At 31.4% G+C, this 16,300-nt stretch carries 13 protein-coding genes and 2 tRNA genes; 4 read left to right on the top strand and 11 right to left on the bottom strand.

Translation table 11 applies throughout. From position 1 onward, the window contains the following. Nucleotides 1-2: 2 nt before the first annotated feature. The 10 genes from alr to AC3VJB_RS09975 all read right to left on the bottom strand — a co-directional run bounded on the left by alr (nt 3) and on the right by AC3VJB_RS09975 (nt 8,918). A complete protein-coding gene (alr, locus tag AC3VJB_RS09930) occupies nt 3-1,157 on the bottom strand; it encodes an alanine racemase (RefSeq protein WP_173360548.1) in 1,155 nt (384 codons plus the stop codon). Continuing rightward, entirely contained in the window at nt 1,157-2,293 is a 1,137-nt protein-coding gene (locus AC3VJB_RS09935; RefSeq protein ID WP_497667082.1) for an amidohydrolase, read from the bottom strand. The genes alr and AC3VJB_RS09935 overlap by 1 nt, the downstream gene beginning before the upstream one ends. Then, a complete protein-coding gene (locus AC3VJB_RS09940; RefSeq protein WP_520980973.1) occupies nt 2,281-3,714 on the bottom strand; it encodes a sodium:solute symporter family protein in 1,434 nt (477 codons plus the stop codon). Before AC3VJB_RS09940 ends, AC3VJB_RS09935 begins: the two co-directional genes overlap by 13 nt. A 3-nt stretch (nt 3,715-3,717) precedes the next feature. Continuing rightward, nucleotides 3,718-3,912, bottom strand: coding sequence for a 30S ribosomal protein S21 (gene rpsU, locus AC3VJB_RS09945; protein WP_073181894.1), 195 nt, complete (start codon nt 3,910-3,912; stop codon nt 3,718-3,720). A gap of 57 nt (nt 3,913-3,969) precedes the next feature. After that, a complete protein-coding gene (locus AC3VJB_RS09950; RefSeq protein WP_497667084.1) occupies nt 3,970-4,833 on the bottom strand; it encodes a sigma-70 family RNA polymerase sigma factor in 864 nt (287 codons plus the stop codon). A gap of 1 nt (nt 4,834) precedes the next feature. Next, nucleotides 4,835-5,272, bottom strand: a complete 438-nt coding sequence (locus tag AC3VJB_RS09955) for a GNAT family N-acetyltransferase (RefSeq protein WP_083574767.1) — start codon at nt 5,270-5,272, stop codon at nt 4,835-4,837. Between the two features lie 541 nt (nt 5,273-5,813). After that, nucleotides 5,814-7,811, bottom strand: coding sequence for a protein-disulfide reductase DsbD family protein (locus tag AC3VJB_RS09960; protein ID WP_497667316.1), 1,998 nt, complete (start codon nt 7,809-7,811; stop codon nt 5,814-5,816). 19 nt (nt 7,812-7,830) lie between these two features. Continuing rightward, nucleotides 7,831-8,277, bottom strand: a complete 447-nt coding sequence (locus tag AC3VJB_RS09965) for a protein-disulfide reductase DsbD domain-containing protein (protein WP_047788654.1) — start codon at nt 8,275-8,277, stop codon at nt 7,831-7,833. Between the two features lie 143 nt (nt 8,278-8,420). Then, nucleotides 8,421-8,493, bottom strand: a tRNA-Met gene (locus AC3VJB_RS09970). Nucleotides 8,494-8,845: 352 nt separating this feature from the next. Next, a tRNA-Met gene (locus AC3VJB_RS09975) sits at nt 8,846-8,918 on the bottom strand. Between the two features lie 140 nt (nt 8,919-9,058). On the opposite strand from AC3VJB_RS09975, the gene era reads away from it, so the two are divergent. Beyond that, entirely contained in the window at nt 9,059-9,940 is an 882-nt protein-coding gene (era, locus tag AC3VJB_RS09980; protein ID WP_073181948.1) for a GTPase Era, read from the top strand. Here era and AC3VJB_RS09985 read toward each other — a convergent pair. Then, nucleotides 9,937-10,449 carry an ABC transporter ATP-binding protein gene (locus AC3VJB_RS09985; RefSeq protein ID WP_047790734.1) on the bottom strand — a complete coding sequence of 171 codons (513 nt, stop codon included), beginning with the start codon at nt 10,447-10,449 and terminating at the stop codon, nt 9,937-9,939. The genes era and AC3VJB_RS09985 overlap by 4 nt on opposite strands. Before the next feature lie 104 nt (nt 10,450-10,553). On the opposite strand from AC3VJB_RS09985, the gene der reads away from it, so the two are divergent. The 3 genes from der to AC3VJB_RS10000 all read left to right on the top strand — a co-directional run bounded on the left by der (nt 10,554) and on the right by AC3VJB_RS10000 (nt 16,296). Continuing rightward, complete coding sequence (gene der / locus AC3VJB_RS09990; RefSeq protein ID WP_125065875.1) at nt 10,554-11,861, top strand: ribosome biogenesis GTPase Der; 1,308 nt, start codon at nt 10,554-10,556, stop codon at nt 11,859-11,861. A 78-nt stretch (nt 11,862-11,939) separates the two neighbouring features. Continuing rightward, nucleotides 11,940-14,714, top strand: coding sequence for an outer membrane beta-barrel protein (locus tag AC3VJB_RS09995; RefSeq protein ID WP_437823252.1), 2,775 nt, complete (start codon nt 11,940-11,942; stop codon nt 14,712-14,714). A 184-nt stretch (nt 14,715-14,898) separates the two neighbouring features. Further along, nucleotides 14,899-16,296: a hypothetical protein gene (locus AC3VJB_RS10000; RefSeq protein ID WP_437823254.1), complete on the top strand. Its 1,398-nt coding sequence runs from the start codon at nt 14,899-14,901 to the stop codon at nt 16,294-16,296. Nucleotides 16,297-16,300: the final 4 nt, after the last annotated feature.

The following is a 16,300-nucleotide window of genomic DNA, read 5'->3' on the forward strand; positions in this document are numbered from 1 at the left end:
AATTATTTTGTTATTATTCTTGGTAAATTCTCAGGAAGTCGTGTTAATAATTCATAATTAATTATTTGTATTGAATCATTGAATGATGAAACAGTTATTTCAACATCACCTTGACTTCCAATTAATACAACTTCATCTCCTTTTTCAATAGTATCGGCATGTGTTATATCTACTGCCATCATATTCATATTAATGGTTCCTACTATTTTATGTCGTTGTCCTCTTATTAAAACTTTTCCTTTATTACTAAGAGAACGGCTATATCCTGAAGAATATCCAACTGGTATAATTGCTATTTTGGTTTCTTGGTTTGTAAAGTATGATGTACCATAGCCAATAAACTGACCAGCCTTTATCGTTTTAACATCCATAACTTCTGTTTTCCAAGATATGATTCTTTTTAACGGATTTTCTACAATTTTTTCTTTGGTTAAATAATGAACCAATATCTCTTTTGTTGGAAAAAATCCAAACTGTAAGATACCAACTCTTACCAAATCTAACCTTGTTGTTGGGTATCGAATTGTAGCTGCTGAGCTTGCTAAATGGTAATTTGGATTGAATAAATCAAGTTCTTTTACTCTCTTTCTTACATTTTTAAATTTTTTCTTTTGATCGGTTATTCTCTTGTAATTTGATATACTTTCTGCTCCTGCTAAATGAGAACAAATTCCTTTAACATCAACAAACTCTTTATGTGTCTCAATATATTTAAGAACTCTTGTTGTTTCTTTTGGAACAAAGCCTGTTCTGTTCATTCCTGTTTCGATTTCTAAATGAATTTTAGCTCTTCTTTTTACTTTTTTTGCCGCTTCTATCGCTTTTTGTAGTCTATTTTCTTCAAAAACAAAAAACTCTATCTCATTTTCAATTGCCCATGGTAACTGGCTATTTTCAATCATTCCCATTATCATAATGGTTACATCTTCATAAGGTAGTGTTTTTTTTATATCAAAAGCCTCATTCGCATCAGAAACGCTAAAATGTCTTACTCCGTATTTGTATGCCAACATACAATAGGTTTTAATTCCATGACCGTAAGCATTTCCTTTTACTACAGATGAAAAAATAGTAGTATCTCCTATTATTTCACGTATAAAATTGATGTTATTTTTTATTGCTGATTCAGATAATTCTAAATAAGATGTATGAGTCATTATTGTTGAACTTCTTTTAAAATATTATAAAATAATTGTGCTCCTGTTAATGTTATATCATCAGGAAAATCATAATCTGGATTATGTAGTGCAGGAGTGTTTTTCCCAGCTCCTAGTCCAAACATAGCTCCTTTATATTGTTGTGTAAACAACCCGAAATCTTCGCCCCATTTAAATGGGGTATTTATTTCGTTAATTGATAAATTTAGTTGTTCCGCTACCTTTTTTATATACTCAACAGCTTCTTTGTTATTTTTATTTGCGTAAAACTCTTCAAACCAAGAAGTATTAATACTTAACTTTTCTTTTTCTTGAAGCTTTTGAAGTAGTTGTTCTAGGTTATTCTGTTTTTCTTTCATTAAACGCGTACTCCAACTTCTTAATGTAAGATGTACTTCTCCATATCCTGCTGATACTCCATAGGCTTTTTCTCCCATTGTTACGTATATGGGAGTAGCTAAAAAGAAATCAGAATCTTCTGGTATATTTTTTGTTTCTTGTCTTACAAAATGAAGAATTTCAGCAATTGCATTAGCTGGGTTGTAGCCTTTTTCTGGCTCTGCTGCATGTGCTGTTTTTCCTTCCAAAGTAATTATAACACTTTTTACATTGCTAGTAAACTCATGTTCTTTTACAATTATTTCTTGTTTGGTAAAACCTGGTAAATTATGTAGTGCAAAAACATAATCTATATTAAGTTGTTTAAAATAAGTATCTTCTAAAATAGACTGCGCTCCTCTTCCATTTTCTTCTGAAGGTTGAAAAAGTAATACTACTTTTCCTTTAGACAACGGTTTTTCCGTAAGAAGCTTTGCTACTCCAAGTAAAATAGTTGTATGCCCATCATGTCCACATTTATGAGAGACTCCTTCATTTACAGATTTATGTTCGAAACTATTTATTTCTTGAATAGGCAACGCATCAATATCAGTCCTTAGCATAACTGTTTTCCCCTCTTTTTTTCCATTGAAGATTGCTAACAAACCTGTTTTAGCCACTGGTTGTATCTCACAAAATGTGTGTTCCTCTAAAAAAGTTTGTATTCTTTTTTTAGTTTCATATTCTTCTTCAGAAACTTCAGGAAACTTATGTAATTCTTTTCTTACCTTCTCTAAAGTATCCTTTAGGCTTTCCATGATTTTGGATTATTAATTAACTGAATTATTGAAAATACAATAGCTGATAATGTAATTCCGAAGAAATTTGCATCCAAACCAAAAGGTAATTTTACCTCTAAAATAATTAATAGTAAAGTGATCAATCCTCCTGAAATCATTGCATAAAAAGCAGCAATTGGTGATGGTTTTCTCAGTAATAATGTTCCTAAAACAGGAACTAACAACCCTGATACCATAAAGGCATACGAATACAGCATTAACTCTAATACATTTTGCATTTTTGTTGCCAATACAATAGCTAAGCCACCTATTAAAAAAGTTATTAATTGTGAGTTTTTTATACTGATACTTTTCTTGAAATACCCAAAAATATCTGTTGTTAAGTTTCCTGAAGCTGCCATTAAACAACTATCGGCTGTAGACATGATTGCCGAAAAATAAGCCGACATCATTAATCCCATTAAACCCACTGGTAAAATACTTCTTAGCAACAATGGAAGTCCCAATTCTGCATCCAATTCTACTCCTGGGGCATATCCTATACTAGCGAACATTCCTTGCTCATAGGCTACTCTTGAAAATAACCCTAAGGCAACCCCCATAAATGCCATTATTGGATATTCAAAAAGTCCCGCTATTTTCCATGCTTTTTTTGCAGTTTTTTCATCTTTACATGCATAAATTCGTTGGTATAAGGTCATTCCAACAAACCAAATAGGTACTATTGTGATTATCCAGTTAAACATATCAATAAACGAAACATTGGTTAGTGATAAAAAACTGGCTGGTAATATTTCTTTAATTCCATTCCATCCTCCTATTTCAGCATAACCGATAGGAATTCCAATTCCTATTAGCCCTATCATTAGAATTATCCACTGAATGGTATCTGTATAAATCACAGCTTTTATTCCTCCAATAACTGTATACACCACTGCAATGACTCCCATAATTAAAACTGCATTAGTAATAGATATAGAAGGAAATGTAGCGGATGCTAGTTTTGCTCCTGCTAAAATTTGTGAGCTTGTAAAACCTATGTACCCTATTAACGAAATAATTCCTGCCATTAGAGCGACTTTTGCATTGTAGTGAAAAGCTAATGACTCTGGAAACGTTAGAAAATGATGTTTTTTTGCTATTGGATATACTTTAGGGATTAAAAAAACGGCGCTTATCCAAGCACCTAGTAACCCTGTAAAAAGCATCCAGCTACCGGAGAGTCCCATTAAAAAACCAAGACCTCCTAAGCCAATAGAAAAACCTCCTCCAACATCCGTTGCAACAACAGAGAGTCCTATATGACCTGCTGACATGTTTCTTCCCCCTACATAGTAATCGTCTTTTGATTTGTTTTTATTCATGAAGTATACTCCTACTCCAAGCATAAAAACTAGATATAACACAAATATTAATAGATCAATAAAATGTATATCCATATCTTATTTTTCCTGCTCTAATAAAAACTGCTCTTTATACTGAGCCTTTTTTAATTGCTCCCTTCTGCTTACAGATGGTTTTGTGTACTCTTTTCTATCTCTTATTTCTTGTAAAACTTTTGTATTTCTATATTTTCTTCTGTAGCGTTTAATCGCTCTATCGATATTTTCACCTTCTTTTACTTGTATTATTAACATATTTAGATCTTTTTAAAATTATTATTTCTGTTTTTTATGGATTAAACAAAGTCGAAACTAGCCTAAATAAGTTTGTAACACTTTAGTTCTCGATCTTTGTTTGAGTCTTCTAAGTCCTTTTTCTTTAATTTGGCGTACGCGCTCCCTTGTTAAGTCAAAAGTTTCTCCTATTTCAGTTAAACTCATAGGGCGGTAATCTTCTAAACCATAAAATAGCTTTATGATATCAGATTCTCTTGGAGATAATGTTTCTAAACTTCTACTAATTTCCAACTGTAAAGATTCTTGTATTAAATCTTTATCTGGTTTAGGAGCTTCTGAAGCTTTCATTACATCGTATAAATTTGATGTTTCTCCTTCTTTTAAAGGTGCATCCATGGAAATATGTCTTCCAGAGTTTTTCATTGACTGTTTTACATCTGAAACAGTCATATCTAAAACTTTAGCTATTTCTTCTGGAGTTGGCATTCGTTCATTACTTTGTTCAAGCTTAGAAACTGCTTTATTAATTTTACTAATGCTTCCTATTTTATTTAACGGTAAACGAACCACACGAGATTGTTCTGCTAAGGCCTGTAAAATAGACTGGCGTATCCACCAAACGGCATACGATATAAACTTAAATCCACGCGTTTCATCAAAACGTCTTGCTGCTTTAACCAAACCTATATTTCCTTCATTAATTAAGTCAGAAAGGCGTAATCCTTGATTTTGATATTGTTTTGCCACCGACACTACAAAACGTAAGTTAGCATTTACCAAAGTTTCTAATGCTCTTTGGTCACCTGTTTTGATTTTTTGAGCTAACTCAACCTCTTCATCTGCAGTAATCAAATCAATCTTACCAATTTCTTGTAAGTACTTCTCAATAGATTTTGATTCTCTATTGGTAACTTGTTTTGTTATTTTTAACTGTCTCATATTATCTCTTTAGTCTCATTTCTAAATACGGAGTGGTAAATCCTAGCTTTTCGTACAAAAACTTTGCTGGATTATCTTTTTCTACATGTAAAGCAATATCTCCTTTACAGTTTTCTATAGCATGTGTCATTATTTTTCTTCCTACTCCTTTCCCTCTATATTCATTATGAGTGGCTATGTAGACTAAAATGTTTTCTGGGATATACTCATCCATTCCAGTTTTATTTATTACCACTGCACCTATAATTTCACCTTTATCTTCTATCGTAAAAACATATCCTCCTAATCCTGTTCGTTCTTTTGCTGCATAGTCTATTGCTTTACGAATTGCTGATTTTTCATCTCCATATTTTTCAAGGTGTTTGTATAAAAAGTTAGTTACTCTTTCTATTTCTAAAGGGGTTATACGATTAAATGCATCGTAAGTTTTTATTGTCATAATTTGATTTTTATAAAAAAGAATAGGTATGTAATAACTGTAAGTTTCTTTAGTTTTTTCTACTGAAACTTAAATAGCAATAAATACAAAACCTATTTATTTTGGTATTTGTCTTTTAATGCGGAATACTTTTTAGAAAAGTGTACGATTATCTATAAACGGATACTCGTAAGGTCAAAAAAAACATTTTATAAATCTATTTTTTAACTGGTAAATAGTTCTACAAAGTGTTTTTAAATATATTAGAGAAACTTCTCACAAAGGAGGAGTTATTGTAAACTTAAATTAGAACCCTGGTGGGATAAACTTGTCCGATTGATTACGGAACACAAGGTAGTTGAATGTAAAAACTCGTTGATTTTTTTTCTCGTGTGTAGTATCTACCATATCGTACAAAGGTACGAATTTTATAGATAATTTCAAAACAGCTACTGTAAAAGAACCCTTTACAATGTTTTCTAGGTTTATAGCACAATATAATTAAACAAAAAAACACTTCAGATTTTTCTGAAGTGCCTTTTAATTATGATATAATTTCTAATTACTTTTTGAAATTAGTAATCCCATTTTCAAGCCAGTTATAATATTCATCTACATCTGGTGTGTATGCTATAGGGTCTATTATATTTGATTCATCATGATTCATTAATACATAAAATGGTTGTGAGTTTGCTTTATACTTAATAGTTTGCATTTCACTCCATTTTTGACCAATATATTTTAGTTTTTTTCCTGGGTTTAACTTTGATTCTACCACCTCGTCTTCTTCTAATGGTCTTTTATCATCTACATACAAAGAAATTAAAACTAATTTGTTTTTCAACACGTCTAAAACCTTTGGTTTCACCCAAACGTTTTGTTCCATTTTTCTACAATTTACACAAGCATGTCCTGTAAAATCTAACATTACTGGCTTTCCTACTTTTTTAGCATAAGCTAATCCTTTATCATAATCATGAAACGACATAATATCATGTGGTGGCATTAAATGTGCTCCTTCTGGCAAACGCTCATGTCCATTTTCCTGATTACCTGAACTTACTACTGCTTGTTTTGTAAACCCTACTCCGTAAGGTGACTCACTATAATGTTGTGGCGGTGGAAATGCACTGATTAAATTCAACGGTGCTCCCCATAACCCTGGAACCATATAAATGGTAAAAGATAATACAATCAACCCTAAACTTAATCTTCCTACAGAAATATGACTGATTGGACTATCGTGTGGTAATTGTATTTTTCCAAATAGATAAAAAGCTAAAGCTCCAAAAATAGCTATCCAAATTGCGATGAATACTTCTCTTTCTAATAAGTGTAACTGTAATACCAAATCCGCGTTTGATAAGAATTTAAACGCTAAAGCTAATTCCAAGAACCCTAAAACTACTTTCACCGTATTTAACCATCCTCCTGATTTTGGCAATGAATTTAACCATCCTGGAAAAGCTGCAAATAAGGCAAATGGTAGTGCAATAGCTGAAGAGAACCCTAACATTCCAACAATAGGAGCTATTCCTCCTTTAGAAGCTGCTTCTACTAACAAAGTACCTACGATTGGTCCTGTACACGAAAAGGATACAATTGCCAAGGCTAACGCCATAAAAAAAATTCCAATTAACCCTCCTCTATCAGCTTGAGAATCTACCTTAGTTGCCCATGAACTTGGTAAAGTAATTTCAAAAGCTCCTAAGAAAGACACAGCAAAAATCACTAAGATTAAGAAGAAAACTATATTAAACCATACGTTCGTTGATAATGCGTTCAAAGCATCAGCTCCAAAAACAGCAGTTACTACCGACCCTAATAATACATAAATCCCTATAATAGATATTCCGTAGATAATTGCATTTCGAATTCCTGCTGATTTACTTTTGCTTTGTTTTGTGAAAAAGCTTACTGTCATCGGTATCATAGGAAATACACACGGAGTTAACAATGCTGCAAACCCAGATAAAAAAGCAATGAAGAAAATTCCCCATAAACCTTTCTTTTCTTCCTTTTCACTTTCTTTTGAAGCTTCTTTATCTGTTGTTTTTGTTTCTTTAACGTTATCTGAAGAAACTTTAACTGCTGTCGCTTTAGTTAAATCAAACACTAAATCTACCTCTTTTGGAGGCAAGCACATCTCATCTGTACAGGCAATAAACTCTACAAATGCGTTTATTTGAGTTAAACTAGCATCAATCAACTCTACTTTCTGCTTAAAAACTGCTTTGTCTGCAAAGGATTTAATATTCATTCCTTCTTCACCAAAAAGTGTGGTAAACTTAATTTCTCCTTCTGGTTCTGTAGTATTTCCTACAATTTTAATTTTCCCTCCATCATCATCATACGTAAAAGTTGTTGGAATAGGCCCTCCACTAGGAACTTGTTGTGCATACAAATGCCAACTTCCTTGTATTGTCGCAGTACTTACTAAGTCATATGTTGTTTCAGAAATTTTCTCTACACTCGTTTTCCATTCTATTGGATTGTGAATTTGGCTCATTGCCGAAAACCCAACAGTAAAACAAAGCAAAAATGCTAGTATTTTTTTCATCATCTTTGGGGAAAAAGGATTAATTTACATTAAAAGTTAATTCTACTTCTTTTGGAGGTAAACAGTTCATTCCTGTACACACCATATACTCTACCACTCCTTTAACTGTAAACTTTTCTGTAGTTTTTAAACGGATTCTCTGAGTAAAAGTAGCTTTAGTATCGAAATATTTAATTTTCATTTCAAAGATTGGATCGTCCACTACATGTCCTGCTTCTTCTTTAGTATTTCCTTTTTTCAAGTATTTAGTATCTCCCTCAAAAGTAAATAAGGTTGGAATTGGCCCTCCTTTTGGAATCTCTTGTGAATACAAATGCCAATCTTTTTGAATTGTTGCGGTAGCTACTAACTCTGCTTCTTTATCTGATATCTTTTTTACTGAAGTACTCCACTTTACTGGATCGTGCACTTGGGCAAATGTAGTAGTACAAACAGCCAATAATAGAATTAAAAATAATTTTTTCATTGTTTTATTTTAGTTGCATTATCTTAAACTTGTAAATGTAACGCCTTTATTTGCTAAAAAACAAAAGATTAAAAAAAGTTTAACATTAACAACTAAGCACAAAACAAAAAAGGTTTTCAATTAAATTGAAAACCTTTGCTTAGTAGCGGGAACAGGACTCGAACCTGTGACCTTCGGGTTATGAGCCCGACGAGCTACCTACTGCTCTATCCCGCGATTTGCGGTTGCAAATATACATCTTTTTCTTTGTACTATCCAAATAAAAAGCAAATAATCCTTACTTTCATTCTAAAGATGGAACTACATCCTAACAAACTAAACAGAAAATCAACATTTCTCTTAATAAAATATAATAAAAGATGGTTATTACTTGGTTACACTCAAATCATAAAACAAAAAAATCAACACTATTATCAATACAATTCAGTAAAACATAATCAAATGAGAACAAATTGAGATGGGTTTAGGCTTACTAAGAATTGTGTTTAAATATTAAAATAAAACATGCCAACATGAATTTTTAACCATAAAAAAAAGGTTTTCAATTTAATTGAAAACCTTTGCTTAGTAGCGGGAACAGGACTCGAACCTGTGACCTTCGGGTTATGAGCCCGACGAGCTACCTACTGCTCTATCCCGCGATTTGCGGTTGCAAATATACATCCTTTTTCTTGTTCTGCCCAAATAAAAAAGCATTTATTTTTCATATAAATATATCCCTTTAAATAACAAGCATGTAAAAAATAAATACTTCTTACACAAAACAACCTATCTTTGCATCATGACACATAAAGCAGGATTTGTAAATATTATTGGAAACCCAAATGTTGGGAAATCTACCTTGATGAACGCACTAGTTGGTGAAAAACTATCTATCATCACTTCAAAAGCGCAAACTACTAGACATCGTATTTTGGGGATTGTTAATGGAGACGATTATCAAATTGTTTTTTCGGATACTCCAGGAATCATAAAACCAGCTTATGAGTTGCAAGAATCTATGATGGATTTTGTAAAATCTGCCTTTGAAGATGCCGATGTTCTTATTTACATGGTAGAAGTTGGTGAAACAGCTCTTAAAAACGAAGCTTTTTTCAACAAAATAATTAATAGCAAAATTCCAGTAATTTTGCTGTTAAACAAAGTTGATAAATCAACTCAAGAAGAGGTTGAAGCTAAAATTGAATACTGGAAAAAGAAGGTTCCAAATTCTTTTGTGTATGTAATTTCTGCTCTTGAAAACTTTAATGTAGATACCGTTTTTTATAAAATTATTGAGCTTTTACCAGACTCTCCTCCTTTTTACCCAAAAGATCAGTTAACCGATAAACCTGAACGCTTTTTTGTGAATGAAAAAATTCGTGAAAAAATTCTTCAACATTATAAAAAGGAAATCCCTTATTCTGTAGAAGTTGAAACTGAAAGCTTTGTTGAAGAAGATAATATTATAAAGATCCGTTCTGTTATTATGGTAGAACGTGAAACACAAAAAGGAATTATTATCGGACACAAAGGAAGTGCAATCAAACGTGTTGGAACTGAAGCCCGCAAAGACCTTCAGCAATTTTTTGATAAAAAGGTTTTCTTAGATTTACATGTAAAAATCAATAAAAACTGGCGCTCTAACGAACGTCAATTAAAACGATTTGGATACAAAGACTAGCCTCTTTTTATTGTTCGTAATAACTGTTTCGTATACTCTTTCAATTCATCCATTTGTTTTTTTCCTGTTGATTTCCCTAGGCTTCCTAACAAGTATAAAGCAACCCATACAATAGGTAAAACAACCAGCATTACTATAGGCAGCATCGTTATTTTTTTTAACGTCCAATTGCTGTAAGCTATAATGGCAAAAATCACAAAAGCTGTTCCCACCAAAAAGTGTAAAAACATGAAAAAAGTCCACACTTGAGGTTTGGGACCAAACAAACCTTTTATATTTGATGAAGTTTCTGAAACCTCTTCTATTTCAATATGCAATTGCGGTGACCATAAATGTGATTCCTTCTCAGGTACATCAATAACCACATGATTATCTACAACCTTCATTTTGTACTTAGAAACATCGTTTAAATGCTTCTTTATTTCTTCTAACAAAACCTGAGAATTTATTTCATACTCTAATTGAAAACGAGGTTTTAAAAAAATCTGGTTGTATAATTTATCATCCATTAAATAAAATATTAGGTGCCAACAATATAGCAAAAACTATATACTATCTAAAAAACATTACAAATCATATACTAAATTGTATCTTTGCACAAATTTTTTGCAAAATGAGTATTATTGCGATTGTAGGAAGACCAAATGTAGGTAAATCCACTTTATTTAACCGATTAGTAAAACGTCGTGAAGCTATTGTTGATTCTGTTAGTGGAGTTACAAGAGATCGTCACTACGGAAAATCTGAATGGAACGGAAAAGAATTTTCTGTAATTGATACTGGTGGTTATATTGTTGGATCTGATGATATTTTTGAAGGAGAAATACGTAAACAAGTTCAGTTAGCTATTGATGAAGCTGATATTATTGTTTTTGTAGTTGATGTTGAACAAGGTATTACCCCTATGGATGCTGAGGTTGCCAAAATTTTACGTCAGGTTGAAAAACCATTATTTATGGCTGTAAACAAAGTTGACAATGCAATGCGTGATGCTGATGCTGTTGAGTTTTACAACCTTGGATTAGGAGACTATTACACTATTTCTTCCATTAACGGAAGCGGAACAGGAGAGTTATTGGACGCTATTGCAGAAGAAATTCCTGAACCTGAAGAAGATGAAGAAAAACAAGACGAATTGCCTCGTTTTGCTGTAGTTGGACGTCCAAACGCAGGAAAATCATCGTTTATTAATGCTTTAATTGGAGAAGACAGAAATATTGTAACCAATATTGCAGGTACTACACGAGATTCTATCGATACAAAATATAATCGTTTTGGTTTTGAATTCAACCTAGTTGATACCGCTGGAATTAGAAAAAAATCAAAAGTAAAAGAAGATTTAGAGTTCTATTCAGTAATGCGTGCTGTACGTGCTGTTGAACATTGTGATGTTGCCGTATTAGTTATTGATGCAACTCGTGGATTTGAAGGACAAGATGAAAAGATATTTTGGTTAGCTGAGAAAAACAGAAAAGGTATTGTCATTTTAGTAAACAAATGGGATTTAGTTGAAAAAGAAACCAATACTATGCGTGATTTTGAAGCTAAAATTCGTCAAGCAATTGCTCCTTTTACCGATGTTCCTATCGTATTTATTTCAGCATTAACAAAACAACGTATTTTTAAAGCTATTGAAACTGCTGTTGAAGTTTTTGAAAATAGAAAACGTCGTATTCAAACAAGTAAGTTAAACGAAACGATGTTAGAAATTATGGAGCATAATCCTCCTCCAGCAACAAAAGGTAAATTCATAAAAATAAAGTACTGTATGCAATTACCGACGCATACACCACAGTTTGCTTTCTTTGCTAATTTACCTCAGTATATTAGAGATCCTTACAAGCGTTATATTGAAAATCAGTTACGCGAACATTACAACTTTAATGGAGTACCTATTAGTATTTATTTCAGGCAGAAATAAGTTTAACAATATTTAACTCTTAGAAAGTAGTTTTTTCTTTTTATTTGTAGCTCTTTGAAAATCATTTTGCTATAAACAATGAAAAAACTACTTTTTATTTTTACCTTATTACTTACTAGTTCAATTTTTGCTCAATCCTATCCGTTTAAAATTACTGGTACAATTAACTCTGAAAAAGACAAAACTGCTATTGAAGCAGCAACAATTCATGTAGAAAAAGCTAAAGACAGCTCGATTGTTACTTACACTATTTCTAACGACAAAGGAAAGTTTTCTTTAGAAGGAAAATCTTTTAGTAAAGACGTAAAACTCTTTATTTCTTATGTTGGCATGGATAGTTTCTCTAAACTTATAGAGCTAGACAAAACCTCTAATCTCAATTTAGGTACAATTTTTTTAAAAGAAGAAAGTAATGTACTTAGTGAAGTAGTTATACAATCACGAGCTCCAATTACTGTGAAAAAAGACACTTTAGAATTTAATGTTAAATCTTTTAAAACTAAAAAAGATGCCAATGTTGAAGATCTTTTAAAGAAACTTCCTGGTGTTGAAGTCGATGAAAATGGAAAAATTACTGTAAACGGGAAAGAAGTCAATAAAATTTTGGTTAATGGTAAACCTTTCTTTGGAAATGATCCTAGTATTACCACTAAAAATTTAACAAAAGATATTATTGAAAAAGTTCAAATAACAGATACTAAATCTAAATCAGAAGCTTTTACTGGTGAAAAAGGAGATGCAAATAACAAAACTATAAACCTTACCATAAAAAAAGAAAATAATAAAGGTTGGTTTGGTAGAGTATCTGGTGGCGCTGGAACCGACAAACGCTTTGAAGGAGCTGCCATGGTAAACCGTTTTGATAACAATCAACGATTTAGCATATTAGCCAGCACAAACAATATCAATTCTCCAGGTTTTAGCTTTGGAGAAATTCAAAAAATGTTTGGAGGAGGTGGTAATATTTGGATAGGTGGAAATGGTAGTTTTAATGTTAATGGAAGAAGTTTTGGAGGCGGTAGCGGTATTATAAAATCAAAAACTGCTGGTGCAACCTATGCTGATGAATTTGGTAAAGGTTTAGATGTAAACGCAAACTATTTTTACTCAGGAAGTAATTCAAACAACGAATCGAAAAGTAATAGAGAGTACACACTTCCTGATAGAAAGTATTTCTCCAACTCTACTACTACTTCTGATGATGAAAATCACAATCATAGTTTTGATACAGAGTTTGACATTGAAATAGATTCTACTCTTTTAATTAATGTTAGACCTACGTTCATTTTTAACAAACGTGAAAGTAATAGCCGTAGACAAGAAGAATCTTTAAATGAAAATAATACACTTACGAATAGCTACGTGAGTTCAGCCTATTCTAAAGCAACAGCAAACAATTTTCAAAACAGATTAGATATTACCAAAAAAATTGGAGCTAAAGGTTCCTTTATTAAAGCCTCTATAACTAACAGTATTGATAAAACAGATACCGAAGAATTTAACAAGTCTATAATTGAAACTTTTGGAAATAATGCTAGCACAGAAAATAGAGACCAAAAAAGCATTATTGAAAATAACTTAACAGGACTTTCCTCACGTCTAACCTATCGTTTTCCTCTAATTGCTAAGAAATTATTTTTAGATACTAAGTATAGTTATCAACGTGATGAACGAAAAAACCAAGAAAACACTTTTGATTTTAACTCAACAACGCAACAGTACAGTGACTTTAATACTGAATTGAGTTCTGACTTTACATATAATGATATTACTAAAACCCCTTCAGTAGATTTAGTGTATAGATCTAAAAAGTGGCGTTTAAATTTTGGTACTGGTTTTGTTAACAGAACCTTAGAAAACAATGATAAATTGCGCCCTGAATTAAGCTTAAAAAAAGAATACAATAATTTAGATTTAGATGCTAGTTTCAGATATAGATTTGACTCCAAAGCCTCTATTTACTTTGATTATCGTTTAAACAATAATGCTCCCAGCATTAATCAAGTTCAACCTTTTTCTGATGTGACCAACCCTTCCAATATTGTTACCGGTAATCCAAATTTAAAACCAGCTCAAAATCACAGAGCATATATTAATTTTAACAAGTTTAACTGGCAAGCTCGTACTGGTTTTTGGTTTTATATAAGTGGTACTCTTTATGAAAATCAAGTAATAACAAACACCTCTATTGACGATAATTTAGTCAGAAAAACCTCTTATGAAAACAATGATGGGGGTTATGATTTATGGGGTGGTGGTAGCTATACAAAAAAAATAAAACTAGACTCCATTTCTAGTATTAAATTTAGAGCTGGTGGAAACATTGGCTCCAATAAAAACTTTAATATCTTAAATAACATAAAAGAAGGAGCTAAAACAACTTCGTTAACCCCTAATTTTGGAATCACATTAGAGTGGGACAAACTGGCTTCTATAGAAACACAGTATCGTATTTCTTTTTCAAATACTAAATACGACGTTAACACTGATCAAAATCAAGACTTCACTAGACATTCTGTTAATATAAGAACAAAAACAAACATCCCAAAAAAGTTAGAATGGTTAAATGACATTCGTTACACATACAACCCTAACGTAATTGGATTTAATAAAGCTGCTTGGTTTTGGAATGCTACATTAGCTTATTCTATTTTAAAAGATCAAGGTACTATTAGCTTAAAAGCATATGATTTATTAAATCAAAACACCAACGCTCAACGTAGAGCAACCTCAAACTACATAGAAGATTCCGAAAGCACCGTATTGCAACAATATTTTATGCTTGGGTTTAGTTGGAAATTTAATAGTTTAGGTAAAAAAGGTAAAATACAAAACTACGATTTCCGTTTTTAAATCTCCATTCAAAAGAACTATAAATCCCTTATCAAAAACTGGTCAGGGATTTTTTATTTTTTACTCCAATACCTAAGCATTATATTTAACATATAATTTAACTTTTCACGCCATTTATATCGTTTCCTTTTTTTGTTAATTTATCCCAATATTTACTTAAATAAAATTAAAAATTAGCTATACAATGCCCAAATACAATTTATATAAATTAATAGTTATAATCCTACTCTTTACATCTTGCTCTAAATCAGAAGAAAACCAACTACCTCCTTCTACACAACTAACTGTAAAAATTAGCTCAACTAATCCGTTAAACAGCAAAATAGAATGGACTAATACTGATAATTCACAAAACAAAACCACCTATTACGACCTTTACTTAGGAGATGAACTAATAGCTGAATATATTGACGGTAACACTTTCGAATTTGAAGAGCTTAAAGGCTTAACTGAATACCAAGGTAAAGTAATCGCCAAGGACATAAATAACAAAACTATTACTTCTACTGAATACAAATTTTTTACTAATAAAAAACAATTTGAAGGTAATATAGAGTTAAAAAGTCAAGAAGATATTGATAACTTTACCTCTAAAGGGTACAATGCTATCAAAGGAAATCTAATTATAAACGGTAAAACTTCCTCTGTAAAAAATCTTTCTAATTTTAATGACCTTAGTCAAATACATGGAGACTTGTTTATTATAAATACCTCTCTTAAAAACTTAAGTGGTTTTGAAGGTGTAACATTAACTTCTAATGAAGCTAGACTCGTTATTATTAATAACGATGAACTTACCAATGTTGAAGCTTTATCAAAAATTACAGCTTTAGGTTCTCTTCGCATTTTAAACAATAAGTTGTTACAAAACTTGAACGGATTTCATAAACTAAAAACTATTCGACAAGAGTTATCAATCAGTTTGAATCATTCTATAAATAATCTAACTGCTTTACAGAATCTTAGTAAGCTTCATAAAGTTAATATTATTGGAAATGATTCTTTAGAAAACTTAAACGGTTTAGAACAAATAACAGAAGTCAACGCTGTTGTAATTAAAAATAATACTTCTTTAAAAACTATGGAAGGTTTACAGAACTTAACATCTTGTGAACTTTACTTTACTATTGAAAACAATACTAAACTTACTAAGTTAAATGGTCTTTCTAGTTTAAAGAGTGTTGGCGCTATTAAAATTATTAACAATGCTTCTTTAGCAAGTATTTCTAACTTATCATCTTTAACGTCTGTTAGTTATTTAATAGAAGTAAAAGATAATTCTAATTTAACTTCTCTTAATGGAGTACAAAATATAGTTTACGATAACAGCCCCACAAATAAGGAACTTTTTATTCAAAACAATCCTAAAATTACAACCTTAGATGCTCTTTCAAACTATACTTTCGAAAGAGGTGTTATAGACATTTCAAATAATAAAAAACTTGTTAATTTTTGTGGATTAAAAAAGCTACTAACCGAAATTAAGCATAAAGATTTTGATGAAAACAACTTTATTTATAACAATGCGTATAACCCCAGTATAAATGATATTTTAGGTAAAAAATGTAATTTATCATTATAATTTT

Source organism: Tenacibaculum sp. TB-53, assembly GCF_059716285.2.

Excerpts from the sequence above, each read along its gene's own strand:
- alr (WP_173360548.1), bottom strand. The coding sequence starts at position 1,157 with ATGACTCATACATCTTATTTAGAATTATCTGAATCAGCAATAAAAAAT.
- AC3VJB_RS09995 (WP_437823252.1), top strand. The coding sequence starts at position 11,940 with ATGAAAAAACTACTTTTTATTTTTACCTTATTACTTACTAGTTCAATT.
- era (WP_073181948.1), top strand. The coding sequence starts at position 9,059 with ATGACACATAAAGCAGGATTTGTAAATATTATTGGAAACCCAAATGTT.
- AC3VJB_RS09940 (WP_520980973.1), bottom strand. The coding sequence starts at position 3,714 with ATGGATATACATTTTATTGATCTATTAATATTTGTGTTATATCTAGTT.
- rpsU (WP_073181894.1), bottom strand. The coding sequence starts at position 3,912 with ATGTTAATAATACAAGTAAAAGAAGGTGAAAATATCGATAGAGCGATT.
- AC3VJB_RS09985 (WP_047790734.1), bottom strand. The coding sequence starts at position 10,449 with ATGGATGATAAATTATACAACCAGATTTTTTTAAAACCTCGTTTTCAA.
- AC3VJB_RS09960 (WP_497667316.1), bottom strand. The coding sequence starts at position 7,811 with ATGAAAAAAATACTAGCATTTTTGCTTTGTTTTACTGTTGGGTTTTCG.
- AC3VJB_RS09965 (WP_047788654.1), bottom strand. The coding sequence starts at position 8,277 with ATGAAAAAATTATTTTTAATTCTATTATTGGCTGTTTGTACTACTACA.
- der (WP_125065875.1), top strand. The coding sequence starts at position 10,554 with ATGAGTATTATTGCGATTGTAGGAAGACCAAATGTAGGTAAATCCACT.
- AC3VJB_RS10000 (WP_437823254.1), top strand. The coding sequence starts at position 14,899 with ATGCCCAAATACAATTTATATAAATTAATAGTTATAATCCTACTCTTT.
- AC3VJB_RS09955 (WP_083574767.1), bottom strand. The coding sequence starts at position 5,272 with ATGACAATAAAAACTTACGATGCATTTAATCGTATAACCCCTTTAGAA.
- AC3VJB_RS09935 (WP_497667082.1), bottom strand. The coding sequence starts at position 2,293 with ATGGAAAGCCTAAAGGATACTTTAGAGAAGGTAAGAAAAGAATTACAT.
- AC3VJB_RS09950 (WP_497667084.1), bottom strand. The coding sequence starts at position 4,833 with ATGAGACAGTTAAAAATAACAAAACAAGTTACCAATAGAGAATCAAAA.